At 42.2% G+C, this 20303-nt stretch carries 17 protein-coding genes; 12 read left to right on the plus strand and 5 right to left on the minus strand.

All coding sequences use genetic code 11. The features are described 5' to 3' along the window. Positions 1 to 12 precede the first annotated feature (12 nt). Positions 13 to 1419 carry a glycoside hydrolase family 1 protein gene (locus CFK37_RS09710; protein WP_089061671.1) on the plus strand — a complete coding sequence of 469 codons (1407 nt, stop codon included), beginning with the start codon at positions 13 to 15 and terminating at the stop codon, positions 1417 to 1419. A 137-nt stretch (positions 1420 to 1556) separates the two neighbouring features. On the opposite strand, the gene CFK37_RS09715 is transcribed toward CFK37_RS09710, so the two are convergent. Then, positions 1557 to 3215: an amidohydrolase gene (locus tag CFK37_RS09715; RefSeq protein ID WP_089061672.1), complete on the minus strand. Its 1659-nt coding sequence runs from the start codon at positions 3213 to 3215 to the stop codon at positions 1557 to 1559. A 37-nt stretch (positions 3216 to 3252) separates the two neighbouring features. After that, positions 3253 to 4674 (minus strand): sodium:solute symporter family protein, encoded by a 1422-nt coding sequence (locus tag CFK37_RS09720; protein WP_089061673.1) that lies wholly within the window; start codon positions 4672 to 4674, stop codon positions 3253 to 3255. A 131-nt stretch (positions 4675 to 4805) separates the two neighbouring features. Here CFK37_RS09720 and CFK37_RS09725 point away from each other — a divergent pair, with 131 nt between their 5' ends. The 9 genes from CFK37_RS09725 to solA all read left to right on the plus strand — a co-directional run bounded on the left by CFK37_RS09725 (position 4806) and on the right by solA (position 13179). Next, positions 4806 to 5315 (plus strand): class II aldolase/adducin family protein, encoded by a 510-nt coding sequence (locus tag CFK37_RS09725; RefSeq protein WP_281251609.1) that lies wholly within the window; start codon positions 4806 to 4808, stop codon positions 5313 to 5315. A gap of 309 nt (positions 5316 to 5624) precedes the next feature. Beyond that, positions 5625 to 6347: a GntR family transcriptional regulator gene (locus CFK37_RS09730; protein WP_089061675.1), complete on the plus strand. Its 723-nt coding sequence runs from the start codon at positions 5625 to 5627 to the stop codon at positions 6345 to 6347. Between the two features lie 142 nt (positions 6348 to 6489). Beyond that, the gene (locus CFK37_RS09735; protein WP_089061676.1) at positions 6490 to 7611 is read left to right on the plus strand and encodes an NAD(P)/FAD-dependent oxidoreductase; all 1122 of its coding nucleotides are present in this window, start codon (positions 6490 to 6492) and stop codon (positions 7609 to 7611) included. Between the two features lie 46 nt (positions 7612 to 7657). Beyond that, the gene (locus CFK37_RS09740; protein ID WP_089061677.1) at positions 7658 to 7981 is read left to right on the plus strand and encodes a (2Fe-2S)-binding protein; all 324 of its coding nucleotides are present in this window, start codon (positions 7658 to 7660) and stop codon (positions 7979 to 7981) included. Beyond that, on the plus strand, positions 7971 to 9086 hold the full coding sequence (locus CFK37_RS09745) for an NAD(P)/FAD-dependent oxidoreductase (RefSeq protein WP_089061678.1): 1116 nt from the start codon (positions 7971 to 7973) through the stop codon (positions 9084 to 9086). Before CFK37_RS09740 ends, CFK37_RS09745 begins: the two co-directional genes overlap by 11 nt. Continuing rightward, positions 9087 to 9419 carry a (2Fe-2S)-binding protein gene (locus CFK37_RS09750; RefSeq protein ID WP_089061679.1) on the plus strand — a complete coding sequence of 111 codons (333 nt, stop codon included), beginning with the start codon at positions 9087 to 9089 and terminating at the stop codon, positions 9417 to 9419. After that, the gene (locus CFK37_RS09755) at positions 9412 to 10497 is read left to right on the plus strand and encodes an NAD(P)/FAD-dependent oxidoreductase (RefSeq protein ID WP_089061680.1); all 1086 of its coding nucleotides are present in this window, start codon (positions 9412 to 9414) and stop codon (positions 10495 to 10497) included. Before CFK37_RS09750 ends, CFK37_RS09755 begins: the two co-directional genes overlap by 8 nt. Before the next feature lie 83 nt (positions 10498 to 10580). Next, complete coding sequence (locus tag CFK37_RS09760; protein WP_089061681.1) at positions 10581 to 12008, plus strand: sodium:solute symporter family protein; 1428 nt, start codon at positions 10581 to 10583, stop codon at positions 12006 to 12008. Positions 12009 to 12048: 40 nt separating this feature from the next. Beyond that, positions 12049 to 13179, plus strand: a complete 1131-nt coding sequence (gene solA / locus CFK37_RS09765) for an N-methyl-L-tryptophan oxidase (RefSeq protein ID WP_089061682.1) — start codon at positions 12049 to 12051, stop codon at positions 13177 to 13179. Between the two features lie 103 nt (positions 13180 to 13282). Here solA and CFK37_RS09770 read toward each other — a convergent pair whose 3' ends face one another. Then, positions 13283 to 14122: a sulfurtransferase gene (locus tag CFK37_RS09770; RefSeq protein WP_089061683.1), complete on the minus strand. Its 840-nt coding sequence runs from the start codon at positions 14120 to 14122 to the stop codon at positions 13283 to 13285. A 269-nt stretch (positions 14123 to 14391) separates the two neighbouring features. Between CFK37_RS09770 and CFK37_RS09775 the strand changes: the two genes are divergently transcribed. Both CFK37_RS09775 and CFK37_RS09780 read left to right on the plus strand, forming a co-directional pair. Further along, on the plus strand, positions 14392 to 15687 hold the full coding sequence (locus tag CFK37_RS09775; RefSeq protein WP_089061684.1) for an MDR family MFS transporter: 1296 nt from the start codon (positions 14392 to 14394) through the stop codon (positions 15685 to 15687). 195 nt (positions 15688 to 15882) lie between these two features. Continuing rightward, positions 15883 to 17913, plus strand: coding sequence for a bifunctional metallophosphatase/5'-nucleotidase (locus tag CFK37_RS09780; RefSeq protein WP_245837355.1), 2031 nt, complete (start codon positions 15883 to 15885; stop codon positions 17911 to 17913). A 91-nt stretch (positions 17914 to 18004) separates the two neighbouring features. Here the strand turns inward: CFK37_RS09780 and CFK37_RS09785 are convergent, their stop codons facing one another. Together CFK37_RS09785 and CFK37_RS09790 are read right to left on the minus strand one after the other, a co-directional pair. Continuing rightward, the gene (locus tag CFK37_RS09785; protein ID WP_089061685.1) at positions 18005 to 19093 is read right to left on the minus strand and encodes an AbrB family transcriptional regulator; all 1089 of its coding nucleotides are present in this window, start codon (positions 19091 to 19093) and stop codon (positions 18005 to 18007) included. A 22-nt stretch (positions 19094 to 19115) separates the two neighbouring features. Then, entirely contained in the window at positions 19116 to 19694 is a 579-nt protein-coding gene (locus CFK37_RS09790; RefSeq protein WP_089061686.1) for an isochorismatase family protein, read from the minus strand. Positions 19695 to 20303 lie beyond the last annotated feature (609 nt).

Here is a 20303-nt window from a genome sequence, read left to right on the forward strand (position 1 = left end):
AGGGGAGTCCACATGGTCGAAACAAATACAACCAACAACGATTACCATTTTCCGGATGATTTTTGGTGGGGATCTGCTGCCTCGGCAACACAAATTGAGGGGGCGGCAAGTACCGGCGGAAAAGGAATGAATATTTGGGATTACTGGTTTCAAGAAGAACCTAACCGTTTTTATGACCAAATTGGCCCGGAACAAACATCTGATTTCTATCATCGCTATCCAGAGGATATTCAGTTAATGAAGCAATTGAACCATAATAGTTTTCGATTGTCGCTATCCTGGTCGAGAATTTTTCCAGAAGGGACTGGGGAGATAAACGAAGAAGCGATTGTTTTTTACCATCATGTATTGGACGAACTTCTAGAGGCCGGCATCGAACCATTCGTAAACCTGTATCATTTTGATATGCCAATGGCGATGCAAAAAATTGGCGGTTGGGAGAATCGTGAAGTGATTGATGCCTTTGCAGCATATGCTGAAAGGTGTTTCGCAATCTTTGGCGACAAAGTCAAAAAGTGGTTTACCTTTAATGAACCAATTGTGCCAGTGGAAGCTGGTTATTTGTATAACGCCCATTATCCGAATGTTGTCGATTTCACCCGTGCGACACAGGTTGCTTATAACACAATGCTGGCACATGCAAAAGCTGTCCAGGTTTTTCGTCATGCTGATATCCCCCAAGGAAATATCGGTATCATTTTAAATGTGACCCCTTCCTATCCGAGGAGTAATCGCCCGCAGGATTTAGAGTCTGCCCGCATTGCCGACCTTTTATTTAATCGTAGCTTCTTGGATCCAGCCGTTAAAGGGAAATATCCCCAGGAACTTATCACATGGCTAAAGGAACAAGGGTTATTTCCAAAAACGGAACCAGGAGATTCTTCACTCCTTAGGGAAGGCGTTATTGATTTTCTAGGAATCAATTATTATCAACCAAGACGTGTGAAAGCAAAAGAACATATTCCTGTACCTGATTCACCAATGATGCCCGAATCGTTTTTTGATTATTATGAGATGCCGGGCAGGAAAATGAACCCTTATCGGGGCTGGGAAATCTATGAAAAGGGCGTTTATGATATTCTAATTGATCTGCGGGACAACTATGGAAATATCGAATGCTTCATTTCTGAAAATGGTATGGGCGTGCAAAACGAAGAGCGTTTCATGGAAGAAAACGTCATTCAGGATACATACCGCATTGCGTTTATCAAAGATCATCTTAAATGGATTCACCGCGCTTTGGAAGAAGGGGCGAATGTGAAAGGCTACCATCTATGGACGTTGATGGATAACTGGTCATGGCTAAACGCATATAAGAACCGCTACGGATTCATATCCGTAGACCTCAAAACAATGACAAGAACCCCAAAAAAAAGCGCATGGTGGTTTAAAGAAGTCATACGGAACAACGGATTTTAGGCGGGACGCGGGGTTCCTTGTCCCAGCGTTCCCAGTTCATTGCCATAAGTAAAGCTAGCATTCTCGGAGTTAACCGGGAATGCTAGCTATTTTGTTGTGATAGGGTATGGGTTCCTAGTGGGACGCGGGACCTGTCCCTATGACCCTCTTCTCTCGTAAACCAACTTACTATTAATATAAGTGGCGATAACTTCAATATCTTTAATATCCATTGGATCAATGGTCGTAGGGTCTGAATCCAGCACGGCAAAGTCTGCTAGTTTGCCAACTTCTATACTGCCAACATTCGCTTCATCACTGTTTAACTTTGCTCCATCAATGGTCATCGTCTTCAATGCTTTCTCAACACTAATACATTGATCTTCCCCAAGCACTTCACCCTCCATCGTTCTACGATTTACCGCCGCCCAAATGGAAAACAAAGGGGATATCGGTGTGATTGGACAATCCGAGTGCAACGTATACAGTATATCCCGTTTTAACGCGTCTGCTAGCGGATTAATTTTGCTTGCTCGTTCTGGTCCTAAGAAAATATTTTTATGCCTATCACCCCAGTAGTAGACATGGTTGATGAAAAATGAACCGGCAACATCTAAAGAGCGCATTCGATCCAAATCCTCCAAAGTGGCCGTTTGTACATGCTCAATCCGATGAAGATGATCTTCACGTGGTTCATTTGCTAACGCATTCTCATAAGCATCTAAAATAGAACCAATCGCCCGGTCACCATTACCATGAACGGCAATACGAAATCCTCGCTTGTGTAAATCTAGTACCTCCGCATTAAAATCATCCTGATCCCGTGATAATTCTCCATAATAGGAGGAGTCGCAATGATAAGGTTCCCTTAACGCTGCTGTCATCCCTTGAATGGACCCATCCTGGAATAGCTTCGCACTGTCTAACACAGCACGCCCGTTGGACCGTTTTTTAATTTCTTCATCAAGCTGTTCCGCTGTGTAGTTATGATATGGGCCTGTTTCACCTAAAAGATGATGGAGCACCAATAACCGCATGCGAAGCGGATTGTTTCCTTTTTCAAGTGCCATCAAGTGTGCATCGAATTCAGCTATCCCAAGATCAAGTCCGACACCAGCATCTGAATTTGTGGTAATTCCCTGCGCCAGGTAATCTTCGGCTGCTTCACCAATCAGGTTGGCCATTTCTTCAATAGATGGTGTGGGAATCGCAGCTTGCACTGGGGCTAATGCCGATAATTCATGTAAAACACCGTTCAACTTGCCATCCTCATCACGTCCAAAGTGGCCACCCTGTGGATCCTGAATATCTTCACCAATATCGGCCACTTCCAATGCTTTTGAATTTGCTGCTCCAAAATGTACGGAAATATGCCGTAAAAGTACTGGATTGTTTGGTGCAACTGCATCGAGCTCTTTGCGGGTAGGGTGTCTTTTTTCCTCTAAAAGTGTATTGTCATAGCCCCAGCCCATGACCCACTCTCCATCAGGGGTTTGATCAGCGAGTTCTTTCACTCTTGCTAAAATATCTGCAATATTGCGATTTGGTGGCGTGCTGCAATTGGCCTGTGTTCGAAATTGGGAGTACATCAAAAGGTGGTTATGCGTATCAATGAAACCTGGTATTAGGGTAGCACCTTTAAGATCAATTACCTCCGTTGCTGCAGTGATATTATTTTCATCTCGACGCGGTGGCTCTGGTGAGGACCAAACGTTACGAATCCGCCCATTTGATACGGCTACAGACCCTGCACGTGAATTTTGACCATCAAGTGTTAAAACAGTTGCATTTGTGATAAGTAAATCAATTGTATCCATCTAAAGTAGCTCCTTTTATGACATGAAATTATCATGTTTATTTCTTTGCTGAATCCAAGTCATTCCAATAAACAGCCCTAACCTGTTCTGTTTTATCATGCTGCGTTACGAGGCTAATTACGACTAAACTGATAATGGAAACTGCAAACCCAAAGATTGTATGATTAATTGCGATGTTCAACAAAGGCCATGCTAATGTTGCAATTAATGCTAGAATCATGCTCCACAGCATCCCAGCCTTGGTAACCTTCTTCCAGAACATTACTGCAAGAAACGGGAAAACCAATACGGTTGCTGATAATCGTAATGCCCACTGATAGGCGCTTGCGATGTCAGTCACAAAGTAAGCAGCAATTAGACCCAGTAGGGTGATAATTACAACCGTTAATCGTGAGGTAAACATGAGTTGCTTGTTATTTGCATTTGGTCTCATCAAGCGTTGATATAAGTCCCTGGTAAGGTTAGAACTTCCTTGAAGGATAAAGGAAGTAGCCCCAGTCATAAGCGCTGCCATCAGACCAATGAAGACAATACCACCAACAGCTGGAGGCAAGAGTTCAGCGGTCACATAAGAAAACAACAAGTCAGGATCTAAATCTAATGGTACATATTGGCGGGCGATAACCCCAATCGAAAAGGGTAAAACAGAAATTGCCCCAGCAATGACGAAACCAGTTACACCGGCTCTTTTCGCAACCCTTTCATTTTTTGAAGCAAAGATACGCTGCCATGTTGACTGCCAAACTAGATAAAACGGACCTACGGATAATGCATACAGCAGTATTTCACCTAATCCCTTAGGGCCTAAAGGACTAATCAATTCAATAGGTGTATTAGCAACAATGTTTCCGAAGCCACCAGCATAGAAAATACTGGCCACAAATAAAACAATAATCCCGACAATTACAATGATTGATTGCAATGCGTCGGTTACAATTGTCGCTGGCAATCCTCCTAAAACGGTAAAGCCTAAAATTAAGGCAAAAGATAACGCAATTGCTATATTTGTCTCAATACCTAGCGTGATATTAAAAATGGTAGACATTCCTACCATCTGCAATGCAAGTGTTGGTACAGAATAAACAAATGCGGAAAGAATAGATGGAATAATCCCAGACTTACCACCAAATCTTTCGCCAAATAAGTCTGCTAACGTATAAAGTTTCTGCCTTCTTAACGGGCCTGCAAATGCAACAATTAATAGAAGACAAAACAGAATGCCCGGAAGCGCAAATTTAAAAAATCCGGAAAGTCCTACCGTGAATCCCATGCCGACCCAGCCAATAAAGACTGCGGCACCGCACCATGTACTGACTATCGTGCCAACGATTGGCCAGAAGCCAGTGTTCCAGCCGCCAATTAAGTATTCATCGTACGTTTTTATCTTGAAAAAATAATAGAAACCCATCGCAAACATTAAAATGAAATAAATAATTATGTAGCTTAAATACCATGCCATGTTATAAAAATCCTCTCGGTTAATTGAATTAATCTCAACAAAGATTTACATAAAAGCACAAAAAACAGTACAACCCCTCCTTCTCGGAATGTGATCTTAACTATTAATATATTAATTAAATCATTTATATTTTGACAAATCAATTATTTCAGAAAGTTAGGGACGGAGGGACAGGTCCCTCGTCCCGCATAAGGGTTGTCGAAGGGACGTTAAAGCCTTCCAGCGAATATCAGATGCATGCACTTGTCTACCGAAACCGTTTTGAAGCACAGGCAATGATTCATACGCATGCACTTTACGCTACCACGATTTCCTGTCTGAAGGAAAAATTACCCGCAATTGACTACCTTTTGGCCTATTCAGGCGGACCGAATGTTAAGTGTGCAAAATATGCAACATATGGGACACATGAACTTGCAGAAAATGCACTAGAAGCAATGAAAGGCAGAAAAGCTGTGCTGCTGGCGAACCATGGTATCAACGTTTTTGGAGGCAACCTCTGCGAAGCATTCGACATTAGCGAGCAACCTGAATTTTGTGCAAGACTATATTGGCAAACCAAATCCGTTGGAAATCCGGTTATACTCCCAGAGGAGGCGATGAATCGGATGGTCGAGCGGTTTGAGGGGTATGGGCAGTAGTTGGAATGGGTTTCGTGTCCCGTTGCTATGATTAAAACGGGGAATGGCTGATATATTTTTCTAATGCCCAATATGCGGGTGGATTCTGGGGAGTGTATAATTTATAGGTTAATTTAAATGGAAATAAACTCCCTTACAAGTGTTACCATAATAGGCCCATCAACTATATGGTTGGTGGGCCTTTGTCAGTGTCCGCTCATAAGCTAATTCCATTTGACTTTACCCTCAACCAGGGTTACACTATTTTTAATTGACTAATTATTTAAAAGGTTATAATATTATAATAAACTTTGGCAAAGGGAGAACAGCATGGAAATTAATAAGAGTTTATCGATACCTTTATATCAACAAGTAAGGGGATATTTAAAAGAGAAAATTATTTCGGGTGAGTGGGAAGTTGGCTACCAGTTGCCAACAGAAAAGGAATTGGCGTCACAATTTGATGTGAGTAGCATCACAATAAAACGAGCAGTACTTGAACTGGTTAATGAGGGGCTGCTGCATCGCCAAAGCGGGAAAGGGACCTTTGTAACACAAATTGAAGAAAAGGATATATCAAAATTTGTGTCATTAAAAAATGAGTCTTGGGAACAGCATCATCACCCGCATAAATTACTGAGCTTTAAAAAAGATCCAGCTGGAAGAAAGGTTGGTAAGTTGCTGGAAATAAAACCTGATGAAGATGTATATAAAATTAATCGTTTGAAAATCCAAAACGATAGTCCAGTGGTAATCGAGCATTCGTTTATCCCGTCTGCTTTATTTCCCGATTTACAACAATCCGATATAGATAACGATTTACTGTATAACATTTTTATCAAAAAATATGGAGCACAATTAAAAAAGGCAAGAATTTATTTTTCAACAATCCTTGCTGATGAATACGAAGCAAATTTATTAGAGGTTCCAATTGGAGAACAATTATTTGTATTTGAACGCTATACCGTTACGAAAGATAATAAAGCAGTTGAGTATTCCAAATTTGTTCTCAAACAGGATCAATCGAAATACTTTCTGGAGGTTCAACTTTAAACTTTAAAATTGTTTTAAACTAAATATGTAAAAAAAGTTATAACTTTATAAGATTATAATATTATAAATAACTAAGCTGCATTATAATTCGAAAAAAGTTTGATGAGAGTAATTAAACTACTATTTAATAGGGGTGAGAAAAATGAAGGTTATTATCATCGGCAGTGGCATAGTTGGTGCCAGTGCTGCATATCATCTAGTTAAAAATAATACAGAAGTAATGATGATTGATAAGAATCATCAGGGGGCCGCAACCTCTGCTGGAGCAGGGATCGTTTGTCCGTGGATTTCAAGTGTGGAAGACGCCGATTGGTATAAAATTGCAAAACAAGGTGCGAACTATTATCCTGAGTTAATTTCACAATTAAAAGAAGATAACGAAGAAAATGTTGGTTATAAAAAAGTAGGGGCACTGCGCATAGGAACAGATTCTGATGAATTAGACAGAATTGAAAATGAGGTAAGAACAAAGCAGAAAGATGCACCAGAATTAGGTGATATCGAGAGATTAACCCCGACTGAAGCTCGTGAGCTATTTCCGCCTTTACATGAGGGAATGGAAGCTGTTTTTGTTTCTGGTGCAGCTCGTGTAGACGGCAGATTAATAACAGATGCAATGAAACGTGCCGCTCAAAAACATGGCGCAAAACTAGTGAATGGTGAAGCGGAATTGATCCATGAACGAGGCAGAATAACGGGTGCCCGCGTCAACGGTGAAAAGTTTTATGCAGACGCGGTTCTACTGACAGCTGGCGCCTGGTCACAAAAGTTATTGGCCCCGATTGGCATTGACTTAAAAGTGGAATCACAGCGTGGACAAATCGCGCATATAAAATTGTCAGCTACAGACACTTCTAATTGGCCTGTTGTATTGCCAAAAGGAAGTCACTATATGTTAGCGTTTGATGATTCACGAATAGTTGCCGGTGCGACAAGAGAAACAGGGGCAGGATTCGATTACCGGACTACTGTTGGAGGTGTACATGAGGTAACCACGGAGGCTTTATCCGTTGCGCCAGGTCTTGCTGAAGGAACATTGCAGGAAGTACGAGTTGGATTTCGTCCGCTTGGCCCAGATGTTTTACCTATATTAGGAGAACTGGATAATGTGAAGGACGTAGTAGTGGCAACCGGTTTAGGAGCTTCAGGGCTCACAATGGGACCGTACGTTGGGGCATTGGCTGCCTCGATTGTAACGGGAGAAGAGGTAGATCTTGATTTGACGGCGTATAATCCAATGCGCGCTATTAAGATTACGAATTAATTAGATTCTATAATATTATAACTTTATAATGTTTGGAGGTTTTAGAATGGACCCTTTCATCCATCCTATTTTTGGAAAAAGTATAAAAAAAGAAGTACCTTTTTATTTTAATGGTGAATTGCTTAAAGCTAGGGAAGGGCAAACGGTAGCCGCCGCATTAATGGCAAATGGTATTAAGAAATTAGGGGTTAGTAGAAAGCTGCAACAGTCTAGGGGGTTGTTTTGTGCAAACGGCAGATGTTGCAGCTGTTTTGTTTCTGTAAATGAATTAGACCATGTGCTAAGCTGCATGACTCTCGTGGAAAAGGGCATGAAGGTTGATTCAAATAATGGTGACCCTAATGTCAGGGGTGAAAAAAATGGAGACTGATTTATTAATAATTGGTGGTGGTCCTGCCGGGTTAAATGCTGCATATGAAGCAGCTTCACATGGTATTGAAACACTAGTCATTGAGGAGTCATTTTCGATGGGTGGCCAATTAAGACAACAAACACAGGTTTTGGATAAACTACCAAAGCAATTTGAAAAACAAAGAGGTACAACGCTTGCTCGAACATTGATCGAAAAACTTTCAACCTTAAATGTAAAAGTGTTATTAAAGCACACGATGATAGGTACTTACCAGGATGGGCGAATTGGCGTGTCAAATGGAGTAAAAACAATTCCAATTACTGCTAAGAGGATTATTGTTACAACGGGTGCAGCCGAAGAAGCAAGTGTGTTTCCGGGCTGGACATTGCCAGGAGTGATGACCATAGGAGCCGCCCAAATATTAATGAATCGTGAATATGTACAACCAGGGAAAAATGCGCTTGTTTTGGGTTCAAATACCTTTTCTTTAGAAATTGTTAAACAATTTAAGGAAATGGGTGTGACTGTACGAGGGATTATTGAAAGTAATAGTGAGCTTATTAGTAAACATGAAAAAATCATTAAATCCATTAAAAAAGACGGTATCCCGCTCTATTTGAATAGCTACATTGAAAATGCGACGGGTGTTGGTGAGGTACAAAAAGTGACTCTAAATCATAACGGTATCACAGAAGAGATGAATATTGATTTGGTTTGTATTGGTAAAGGGGTAGCACCGATTCTAGAACCTTTTGAAATAATGAATTGCAGTTTTACATATCAAATTCGCCTTGGTGGGTGGGTACCCCAATACTCTATATCGATGGAAACAAGCAGCCCCTCCGCGTATATAGCGGGAAATGCCGCCGGAATCACAAGTATGGGTGGTATTCTACTAACGGGTCAGCTTGCAGCGGTCAGTGTGGCAGAATCCTTGGGTTTTTTAAATGAAAAACTGGCAACAGAGAAAAGAGCATCCTTGTGGAAGGAACTTCATTGTATTGAAACTACTGCGGATTTACGAGAGGTATTTAATGCCCGAATGGCTTTAATTAAAGACTATCATGAAGAAGCTAACCTGCTACCTTCGTCGTTATTTGATTTGAGCTTGGAGGAATGTTAAATGGACAAATCAACAATCGTTTGTAGATGTGAAGAAATAAATATTGATGAAATTGAATCAGCCATTAAAATGGGTGCACATACTTTTGATGACATTAAACGAATAACGAGATGTGGCATGGGACCATGTCAGGCGAAGATATGTACAACTCTGGTACAACGAATAATCAGTGAATATACAGACAAACCGTTAAGTGACATTGGACCATCTAGAATGCGAATGCCGCTAAAGTTAACGCGAATTGGTGTTTTAGCAGGAAATAAGGAATCTTCCAGTGTCATTTCCGTTTTTAGTGAGTCAGCATCAAAAGAAGGTGAAACAAAAAATGACTAATCAATACGACGTTGTTGTTATCGGCAGTGGTGTAATAGGGAGCAGTATTGCCTACCATCTATCGGAAAGCAAGCAGAAAGAGATTTTAGTAATTGATAAAGGATTCCCTTTATCTGGCACCTCAGGATCCACTCAGGCCTGGGTATGGGTCCACAATAAAACGCCGTCGTGGTATGGCGAACTAAGCATGTATAGTGCGGAATTATATCCTTTTTTAGAAAGGAAAATTGGCGATGTAGAATACAAGCGCACCGGTGGTATTGCTCCGTTTTTTAATGAATCGGACCGGGAGAAAGCACTAAGACTAGCTGAAAAACAGGCGGAAGTTGGCATCGATATTGAAGTATTAAACCGTGAACAGGTATTGGAGAAAGAACCAGCGTTATCTCCAACTATTGCTGGAGCGACATATAGCAAAATTGATGGAAATGTAAATCCGTTCCGCCTGGTCGAGCTCTATATTAAAGCCGCTAAAAGGAATGGTGCGGAGTTCTCTTTTTATAATCCAGTTATTGATATTGATAAAGATAATGGGAATTTTACGATCACAACAAAAGAAGGAGTTTTTTATGCAAAACAATTGATTTTGGCTGGTGGTCCCTGGACGAAAGGATTGGGTGAACTTTTAGGAATAGATATTCCAGTCAAACAGGTGCGGGGACAAATAATAGTTACAGAGCCATTGGCACCATTAATCAAACATACGATAGGGGGGATGCGACAAGCTGACAATGGAGAAATCCTGATCGGATATTCGAAAGAGGAGGTGGGATATGACCGAAGAACTACACTGGATGTGATTCAGGATACAGCAAAAATGGCTGTCGACTATTTACCAGACCTGGCAAGAGCAAATATCGTACGCTGTTTTTCAGGAATTCGGGTAATGCCGCATGATGGGTTTCCAATTTTAGGTGAAATTCCAGAGATTGATAATGCATTTATTGCGGTTATGCATAGTGGTATTACATTGTCACCTTTAGTTGGAACGCTGATGACGGAACTTTTAACAGAAGGGGAAACATCTATTGATTTAAAACGTTTAAGATTTAATCGTTTTAATGAATGTAATGTTTAAGAAAAACTGACAGCATGACTTTTACTAAACTAATTATTTATAAGTAACATACGGTAATGTTAATAAATAATAGGAGGTAAAAAATGAATGCTACTTTAGTAATTGTGTTAAGCTCTATTGTGGTTTTGTCGGCGGCAGCTGTTTTCTCCATTTGGATTGGCAGGAGGAATAAAAGTAGTGAAAATTGGTCAGTTGGCGGCAGATCATTACCCATTTATGTAGTAGCTGGAACCCAGTTTGCTACAGGGATGGGTGGTGGTGTGCTAGTAGCACATATTGGGATAGGCTACAGTGCAGGCTGGTCAGCAGTAACGTATAATGTACTTTATTCCATCGGTATCGTCATTCTGGTATTACTTGCTAATTGGCTAAAGGAGCATAAGTTTACCACAATGCCGGAGATTTTTAAAAAGTTGTACGGCGATCATAAAATAATGATGAGTATCGTCACCTTTTTAGCCATTGTTGTTCCATTTGGATGGTTATGTACACAATTAGTTGCTTTTGGAAGTCTGTTTTCAGAGATTACAGGTATTGGTTTCGCCACGCTGTTGGTAATCTTCGCTGCTATTAGTCTATTATTTGTACTGCCTGGTGGACTTAGTTCTGTTGCGTGGACCGATTTCATTTTTGGCTGTGTAATGGTAGTCATGACAATTGTAAGTGGATTTTATGTATTAGAACTTGCCGGTGGCTGGTCCGAAATAACATCTAAAGTACCAGAGTCGATGGTTAGTTTCCCGGAAGGATTCGGAGCGGTTGGAACGATGACAATTATTTTTTGGATATTGGCGATTTTCCCTGGAGCATTGACGAATCAGATGTCCTACCAGCGTATTTATGCTTCAAGTAGCGCTCAGGTAGCTAAAAAGGGATTTATTATTGCTGCAATAGTAGGGGTTATCAGCGGCTTTTGGGCGTCATTTATGGGCATCGCTATTTTCTCTATGAATCCCGATTTAACCGATCCAGAATTAGCCTCAGGGTGGTTCCTAACCCAGATCCCACTTTGGTTTATGGCAATATACGCTTCATTTATTATTGCTACCATTATGTCGACCGTTAGTAGTGCTGTTCAATCAGTTGTAGTTAATTTAACAACGGATATTTACCAATCTTACATTAACCCAAACGTTAGTGATAACAAATTATTGAAGTTATCACGGATTTTGTCCGTTATCGTAATAGCTTTGGCAGTGCTTCTAGCATTATATTATCCTAAGGCGTTAGGATGGTTAGTTGCAACGTATGCCTATTCTGCATCGGGATTATTGGTACCAATTTTTGGCGGTTTCCTTCTTAGAAAGTCGAATCTATTGAGTGCTAAAGGTGCAATAGGAAGTATGGTCTTAGGAATAGCCTGTGCAGCAATTGCACAAATAATTGGCACCGATATACCATATGTAGCATTCGGTATACTCGGATCATTGGTAGGCTTTATTTTGTTTAACTATATGTATAAAGATAAAAACAGTGTAGCTGATATAGAAAAAAGTGAGCTAGAGGCTTAAGATGAAGTATCTGAATAAATAAAAAATACGAGGTGAGAAAATGGATGCTGATGTAGCGGTTATTGGAGTGGGAGCAATGGGAAGTATGGCTCTTTGGCAGCTTGCTAAAAGGGGCGTTTCCGTTTTGGGATTTGAGCAATTCGGGATTGGCAATGACCGATCAGCCGTTGGAGGAGAATCACGCTTATTTCGAACGGCGTACATGGAGGGGAAGGAATATGTGCCATTATTACAAGAAGCCCGCCAGTTATGGAAGCAACTAGAGGAAGAATCACATAAAAGTTTATTAACACTTAATGGAGGATTAATGATTGGCGATCCCAACACGGAAGTTATACAAAATGTACTTCGTTCGATAGAAGAGTTTCATTTAGAACATGAGGTAATGCAGGGAAATGAAGCTAAACACCGATATCCTCAACATCGCCTATTTTCTGATGATATAATGGTTCTAGATAAAAATGCAGGTTTTCTACGACCTGAGTTAGCAACCGTTGCTGCCGCGAATCAGGCAGAGGCTCATGGGGCAAAAATTCACAGGTATACTAAAGTAGAAGACATTCTCCCAGATAACGATGGTGTTACTATTCTAGCTAATGGGGAAAAGTATCGGGTTGGCAAAGTGTTGATTACGACAGGTGCATGGACTGGAAAACTCGTTCCGGAATTAAACAAAAAAATAAAAGCCCGCCGTTTGGTGTTAACATGGTTTGCCCCAAAAAATATCGAGGACTTTAAACCCGATAAATTTCCAATTTTTGCTCGGATGCGAAAGGATTTCCGGCTAACAGGTGCACCGACACTAGATGGAACAATGGTGAAAGCTTCCAATACGAAGAATCCAGGAATTGTTCCAGAACCAGAAGAGCTTAACCGTGATGTTTCACTAAGAGAAATGATCGAAGTTGGCGAATCTGTTAAGGAATTAATACCCGGACTTATACCGAATCCTGTGCGAGCTAGTGTTTATATGGATGGGTACACCGATGATGATCATTCTATTGTTGGGGAAGTGCCAGGTATGGAAAATACATTATTAGTAAGCGGTTTCTCAGGGCATGGATTTAAGATGGCACCTATTATCGGTTCAATAGCCGCAGATCTTATCATCGATGGGAAGACTTTACATGAAATCGGGCATCTTGATTCGAGAAGATTTGTTAGGAATTGATAGGGACATAGGGACAGGTCCCTTGTCCCGGAGACTCTATCTATATTTATAAATAGAAAGGGTCGGGGAAGATATCCCGGCCCTTTTTCCTACCACTTACTTTCTAATTTGCCTTGTCAATTGGCACACCGACCATGCTGCCCCATTCTGTCCATGATCCATCATAGTTTCTTACTTTGTTGAAGTTGAGAAGCTCATGCAGGACGAACCAAGTGTGAGCTGATCTTTCGCCAATACGGCAATAGGTGACTACTGGTTTATCTGATGTAATCCCTTTTTTACTGTATAAGCTTTCGAGTTCTTCAGGGGATTTGAAAGTACCATCTTCATTAACAACCTCTTTCCAGGGAACATTGACAGCATGTGGGATATGCCCGCCTCGTTGTGCTGTTTCATTCATGCCTTCTGGTGCAATCACCTCGCCACTGTATTCTTGAGGACTGCGTACATCGACAAGTGGTTGAGCGTTCTTGACAGCTTCCATTACATCAGGCTGCAGTGCTCTCATGGAAGGATCAGCGCTTTTTGCCTCATATTTGGTTGGTGTAACTTCAGGAATGTCGTTCGTATAGTTCCGGTTTTCCTTTTCCCACTTTACACGGCCGCCATCCATAAGGTCTAATTTTTCATGGCCATAAAGTTTCAATTGCCAGTATGCATAAGCGGCAAACCAGTTATTGTTATCACCGTATAATACGATAGTTGTATCAGGTGAGATGCCTGACTGACCCAATAACTGTTCCATCTGACCACGGTCAAGAATATCTCTTCGTATCTGATCATTTAATTGTGTTGTCCAGTTCCAGGCAATCGCCCCTTCAATATGTCCTGAATCATAGGCACTTGTGTCAACATCCACCTCTACTACTTGAATATCGGCATCGTTCTTGTGTTGTTCAACCCATTCTGTAGAAACAATCGGACTTTGCGTAGAATTAACCATAGTTTAGAAGCCTCCTGTATTTTTGTTCTACAGACCTAGTACCACGTGTGGGATTAACTAAACATTGGGACGGAGGGACAGGTCCCGTGTCCCGGGGTTTTGTTGAGGAGTAGTATAGGCGGGACGAGGGACCTGTCCCCATGTCCCGCCCGGGAAAGTCCACGTCCCTCTTGTCTTTAACCAAACTACGTGGTAAATTTTAAAAGGATAAAATAATGGAAAGAGTTCGATAACGGCCGATGGAGCTGTTATGAATAGGGGTTACGACAATGAGGTGGAAGGATTGGGATCGTAATTTAAAGGTCCGGCTTTATGGTGAATTTTTAACGAACGTATTATTTTGGATGTTTTTTCCGTTTATGGCGATCTATTTTTCGGAACATCTAGGGAAGGAACTGGCAGGAATTCTATTAATCGTGTCACAGTTGGTAGGTGTCTTCACAAACCTGATTGGCGGCTATTGTGCGGATAAATTTGGCCGCAAAAAAATGATGACAATATCGATGCTCGGTCAGGCGCTGTCGTTTGTCTGTTTCGCCTTGGCAAACTCCCCGTGGCTTGAGTCGGCCATGCTTAGCTTTATCTGCTTCTCGGCACTAGGCTTTTTCGGTTCCTTTTATTGGCCTGCAAGTCATGCAATGGTTGCGGACGTAGTGCCTGAAAAACATCGCAGTGAGGTATTTGCTGTATTTTATACGGCCATTAATATATCGGTTGTAATTGGTCCGATTGTTGGTGGAATCCTTTTCTTCGAGCATCGGTTTGAATTGCTTTTAGCTAGTGCCGCTACTAGTTTTCTGATGACGTTTTTAATCCATAAGCTGATTCGAGAAACGGTGCCTGTTCAGGAAAAGGTTGAGACTAATACTGAAAAAAATAATTGGCGTCAGGTGATCCGGGAACAATTGCAAGATTACAAGGTTATCATCAATGATAAGGCATTTCTATTGTTTATTATTGGTGGAATATTTGCGGCACAGGCGTTTATGCAAATGGACCTGCTGCTTGCGGTCTATATGAACGATCAGGTCCCTAAGCAGACGCTGTATTCATTTGGTGACTGGTCGGTTGCGGTTAACGGGGAAGGGGCATTCGGATGGATTGTTTCTGAGAATGGTCTGCTTGTTGCGCTTTTTACCGTTTTTATCTCCAAATGGATGACCAAGTATTACGAGCGGAACGTGTTCGTCATATCCTCGTGCTTTTACGGGGTGGCAATGCTCTTATTTGGACACACTACAAGTATATGGGTAATCGCGTTTGGAATGTTCGTCTTCACGGTTGCTGAGCTTATGGTGGTTGGCATACAGGAAAGCTTTATTGCTAAGCTATCACCTGAACATATGCGGGGCCAATATTTTGCAGCAGGAAGTTTACGTTTTGCAATTGGACGTGCCATCGCACCAATCGCCATCCCACTAACAGCCTGGATTGGCTATCAGTGGACCTTCAACCTATTATGTTTCCTAACATTAGTAGGCGCACTCATGTACATGTGGACATTCAAATTAATCGCAAGTAGGACGGAGGGTTCGGTCTCTGGGACGGAGGGACAGGTCCCTTGACCCAGCTTATGCTAGCAGGGTGGTGTGGGCGGGACGCGGGACCTGTCCCCGCGTCCCGCTGATTGACTTAAAATGGAAGTCTACATATACTGAAACTAGTATTTTGTTGCTATTTTCATAGATTTATACATACATATTTTAACTGCTTGGTCGTCTTTGGAAATAGACAAAACTGAAAAAGGGAGTGTTAATTCAATGGGGAATGGAAAACGAAAGAAAGTGCTGGGTACGATTCTAGCTGCTTCGTTACTTCTGCCTGCTGTTCCAATGGCGGTGAATGCACAACAACCAAGCGTCAGTCACCAAACAACGGGTGCACATCAGGATGGGATTACTGACATACACTTGGGTGATGACTATAAAACGGGAAAGTTGATGGTCCATGATTCACGTGCATCAATCACAATCGATGCTGGTGCGGAAATCAAAAATGGAGTTGTCTTTACCGGGGACTATGCGGAATTTCATGGTGATGGGTTCGCGGATAAGACGGTGACAATCAAACCGAAAAACGATGGGGCGATTGTTGATTTTAAAGGAACGTTCATTCCAAAGGTTACGATTGTACGTGACCGGGTTTCGGAAATTCGCGGGGATGAAAATGTCCAGCAAATCGACTATGTAAAGGGTGCAGATGCAGAGTCGATTGCATTTCCGGACTCCGATTTTTCGCTATCAATTATGCATACCAATGATACCCATGCACATTTAGATGATGTCGCGAAACGGGTTACCGCGGTTGAGCAGGTGCGGGCGGAAAAAGCGAATACCCTCTTGCTTGATGCTGGTGATGTATTTTCTGGAACGTTGTATTTTAACGAATTCCAAGGAATGGCGAGCATGAAATTTATGAATCTCATGAACTATGATGCGATGACATTTGGTAATCATGAGTTTGATTTGGGCTCAAGTACTGAAGGCCACAAAGGTCTAGCTGAATTTGTGGAAGCGGCCAACTTCCCATTCGTTAGCGCAAACGTAGATTTTTCAACTGATGAGAAGTTTACTGGTCTATTCAGCGACCGGATTTCAAGCGATCCGAAGAATGGCAACATTTATAATGGAATCGTCAAAAAGATTGATGGGGAAAAAGTTGGTATTTTCGGACTTACCACCGAGGAAACCGTTGATCTTTCCAGTCCTGGGCCAATAACTTTTGAAAATTACATTGAAGAAGCTGAAAAAGCGGTCAACGCATTTGAAAGCCAAGGTGTTGATAAAATAATTGCCTTAACTCATATTGGCTATGACGACAATCCAGCGGTTGACAATGATTTGGTATTGGCTGCCGGAGTTGATGGGATTGATGTCATTGTCGGCGGGCATACTCATACAAGATTGGAGGAACCGGTTGTTGTTGATGAGGATGAAAACGGGGCGGTAAAAGATCCAACCGTTGTTGTTCAGGCGTATCAATATAATAATTTTCTAGGAAATGTTGATGTGGAATTTAACCGAAAAGGTGTCGTTGTTGGACAGGATGGCGAACTGATTTCAATTGCCAATCAGGTAGCAGATCCCGAGGCTGCCGAAATGCTGGCAGAATATAAGTCAGTTGTTGAAAAAGTTTCAAAGGATCCAATTGGGGCAACAGCAGTGCATGCATTGCTAAATCCAAGGTTATCCGATGAAGGCAATGATGGCACAAGTGTACGAAATAGCGAAACGCCACTTGGAAATGTGATTACCGACGGCATGTTAGCAAAAGCAAGGGAATATAACGATGATGTAAAGATGGCCATGCAGAATGGCGGCGGAATCCGTACGTCAATTGATGCGGGGCCAATAACGGTAGGTGAGGTCATCACGGTACTGCCGTTTGGGAACACATTGGCGACGATGACGTTATCCGGGGCTGAATTAAAAGAGGCATTTGAGCATAGTGTTCATGCATTTCCGGAAGAAAATGGAGGATTCCTGCATGTATCAGGAGCAAAGGTAAGATTTGATTCCACCATGTCAGCCGGTGACCGCATCGTATCCATAGCCTACCAGGATGCATCCGGAAATTACGTGGATATTCAAGATGATGAAATGTACACCGTTGCAACCAACGCATTTACCGCGAAAGGCGGGGACGGTTATGATGTATTCGCCAAAGCGTATGAAGAAGGCCGCGTCACAGACCTTGGACTCTCCGATTGGGAAAACTTCGCCGAACACCTAGCAAACCTAGGCACCATCGACCCGGAAATCGAAGGACGAATAGTAGACATAGCGGAGTGATGTATGGGACATAGGGACAGGTCCCGTGTCCCGCCGCAGGCACGTAAGACACATGAAAAAGCTAGCAATCTCGGATGACAGACCAAGGTTGCTAGCTTTTTTTAGGTGGGACAGTGGACCTGTCCCTATGTCCCGCCACTAGGTATGGTGTTATGAGGGGCAGGAGCAGGAATATTATTAATAGGCGGACGAGCTGGACGGATGCGACAACTGATGCATCCAGGTTCAATACGGCGGCGGTTGATGACATTTGTGGTGCTCCGCCGGGTGACATGCTGAGCATACTTGTGACGTAATCTAGCGGTGTCAGGAAGAAAAACAAGAGTGAAATCGCAAATGTTATTACTAGGAACATCATTAAAATGCCAATACTCAGCCATCCAATTTTCTTGAGTTGTTTGAGTGCTGTCCTGTCAAAACGCAATCCAATAGTCGCGCCAAGAAGAATCTGACCAAACCCGACTACATCAGTTGGCAGGGAGCCGATAGGCAATACAAATTGGTTTACTAAAAAGGCAATGAGCATTGCATATAGAAACTGTGCTGCGGGAATTTTTGCCACCTTCGCGAGAAATAGGGCCAAAGCCATCATTGCAAGGACACATAAAAACTGGAACCCGGGAAAGAAGCTGATTCCTTCTGTACCTGTATCTGGTACTGAAACCGCCGTATTTGCTCCATCCCCGGCACCGGTCAAACTGGCCATCAACCCGGCCAAAAGTGGAATGGCTAAAACAACTATCACTACCCTTGCTGACTGAAAAGCGGCGACAATTCGCTGATCGGCACCGTACTCTTCGCTAAGTGCCAGCATCACAGAGGCGCCGCCTGGGACACAGCAGAATAATGCTGTTTTTGAATCCAACGTTGAGTACCGCACCAACAGTCGACTGAGCATCCAGCTGCCGACTAAAATCGCAACTAAGCTAATGGTCAGCGGTATAAAATAAGAAGCAACTTCTGCAAACATGCTCAACTCCATGGTCAATCCAATATTGGCCCCGATCAAGGCCATTGCAAATGGAAACACGTACGGCGGTAGTGTTAACTCGCCGATCTGTAACCGGTAAAAAACACCGACAAGCAACGAGCCGATCAGGAAACCAGCTGGAATCTGAAGCCAGGCAAATAAACTACCTCCTGCTGCTGCCATCAGAAGATATAAAAGCGTACGAACCATGTATTTCCCTTCTTTCTTTAACTTACAACGCCTTCAAAATATCCTCTGTTTTACGGATTCGTCCCATGCGCGGAAACATATATTTCTTCGTATAGTCATGTTCCTCCTGTGAGATTGCGTTCATCGCATCAATCGCAAAAATCTGCTGATAGTTGCGCTGGTATGCCTCCACAGCCGTCACACCAACCCCGATATTGGTTGCGATTCCGGTCAAAACAATCGTGTCGATCCCACGCCGGCGTAACTGCACATCCAGGTCCGTCCCAAAAAAGGCACCCCACTGATGTTTTGTGACGATCAAATCACCTTCTACCGGTTCAAATTCCGGAATAAATTGGCTGAAATTTTTTGGCTTTCCTTCGGGAGTTTGGGTGGGCGCATCTGTAATCGGGTTCAATGCATCTTTACCATCATGAAAATCGACATGCACAAGGGTTACAAGAGCACCTTTCTCACGAAAAGCCCCAGCCAATTTCGCCGAATTTTCCACAACCCTTTCATTCTGGTGGGGCTTTCCGTTGATATGATCAACAACCCCCTTTTGCAAATCTATAACCACCAACGCAGTTTTTTCAGGATTAAGTATTAAATCTTGCATCATCAGTAAAAACCCCTTCCATCTAATCATTCCACATTAATTATTGCACAAATAGGGACGGAGGGAAATAGGGACGGAGGTAGGGACGGAGGGACAGGTCCCGCGTCCCGCTTGGGCAACTGATCTCCCTGTCGGATATAAGGGGTTGTCCTCGTTCACTATTGTTATTGCGGTATTTGAAAAGTAAACAACATATATGGTGTATTTCCTTACAATTTTATTACATTAGATTTGACCTGTAATTTTTATTTAGGTTAAAACGCTGTGGGAACAATCGCCCATTGGGGTTTGCTGAATTCCCGAACCGGATGCAAGAAGCCTGTCAGTTATGATGGCGACTCCTTCGTTTTTAAAAGTAAACAACATATATGTGGCATTTTTCAACAAATTTGTGACATTAAATTTGACCTTCATTTTGGATTATTACTTTTAAGGAACCTTGATTTAAAATTATGCTAACTGCAGTGCTGGGACAAGGAACCTGTCCCTCAGTCCCACCCTCAGTCCCTATTGACTTTAGATTAAAAATGACATATCTTTATGTGGAGCAATGGTCAAAAAACTACTTCATATTTCCCCAGATACCCCAAACAGGCTGTTTTTCCCAGCAAC

The sequence above is a fragment of the Virgibacillus phasianinus genome, from assembly GCF_002216775.1.
Taxonomy (GTDB): domain Bacteria; phylum Bacillota; class Bacilli; order Bacillales; family Amphibacillaceae; genus Virgibacillus_F; species Virgibacillus_F phasianinus.

What these genes read in the sequence shown, in the direction of transcription:
- CFK37_RS09740 (WP_089061677.1), top strand. Translation starts at nt 7,658, where the DNA reads ATGGACCCTTTCATCCATCCTATTTTTGGAAAAAGTATAAAAAAAGAA.
- CFK37_RS09790 (WP_089061686.1), bottom strand. Translation starts at nt 19,694, where the DNA reads ATGATGCAAGATTTAATACTTAATCCTGAAAAAACTGCGTTGGTGGTT.
- CFK37_RS09775 (WP_089061684.1), top strand. Translation starts at nt 14,392, where the DNA reads ATGAGGTGGAAGGATTGGGATCGTAATTTAAAGGTCCGGCTTTATGGT.
- CFK37_RS09710 (WP_089061671.1), top strand. Translation starts at nt 13, where the DNA reads ATGGTCGAAACAAATACAACCAACAACGATTACCATTTTCCGGATGAT.
- CFK37_RS09745 (WP_089061678.1), top strand. Translation starts at nt 7,971, where the DNA reads ATGGAGACTGATTTATTAATAATTGGTGGTGGTCCTGCCGGGTTAAAT.
- solA (WP_089061682.1), top strand. Translation starts at nt 12,049, where the DNA reads ATGGATGCTGATGTAGCGGTTATTGGAGTGGGAGCAATGGGAAGTATG.
- CFK37_RS09750 (WP_089061679.1), top strand. Translation starts at nt 9,087, where the DNA reads ATGGACAAATCAACAATCGTTTGTAGATGTGAAGAAATAAATATTGAT.
- CFK37_RS09735 (WP_089061676.1), top strand. Translation starts at nt 6,490, where the DNA reads ATGAAGGTTATTATCATCGGCAGTGGCATAGTTGGTGCCAGTGCTGCA.
- CFK37_RS09760 (WP_089061681.1), top strand. Translation starts at nt 10,581, where the DNA reads ATGAATGCTACTTTAGTAATTGTGTTAAGCTCTATTGTGGTTTTGTCG.
- CFK37_RS09785 (WP_089061685.1), bottom strand. Translation starts at nt 19,093, where the DNA reads ATGGTTCGTACGCTTTTATATCTTCTGATGGCAGCAGCAGGAGGTAGT.
- CFK37_RS09730 (WP_089061675.1), top strand. Translation starts at nt 5,625, where the DNA reads ATGGAAATTAATAAGAGTTTATCGATACCTTTATATCAACAAGTAAGG.
- CFK37_RS09755 (WP_089061680.1), top strand. Translation starts at nt 9,412, where the DNA reads ATGACTAATCAATACGACGTTGTTGTTATCGGCAGTGGTGTAATAGGG.
- CFK37_RS09780 (WP_245837355.1), top strand. Translation starts at nt 15,883, where the DNA reads ATGGGGAATGGAAAACGAAAGAAAGTGCTGGGTACGATTCTAGCTGCT.
- CFK37_RS09770 (WP_089061683.1), bottom strand. Translation starts at nt 14,122, where the DNA reads ATGGTTAATTCTACGCAAAGTCCGATTGTTTCTACAGAATGGGTTGAA.
- CFK37_RS09715 (WP_089061672.1), bottom strand. Translation starts at nt 3,215, where the DNA reads ATGGATACAATTGATTTACTTATCACAAATGCAACTGTTTTAACACTT.
- CFK37_RS09720 (WP_089061673.1), bottom strand. Translation starts at nt 4,674, where the DNA reads ATGGCATGGTATTTAAGCTACATAATTATTTATTTCATTTTAATGTTT.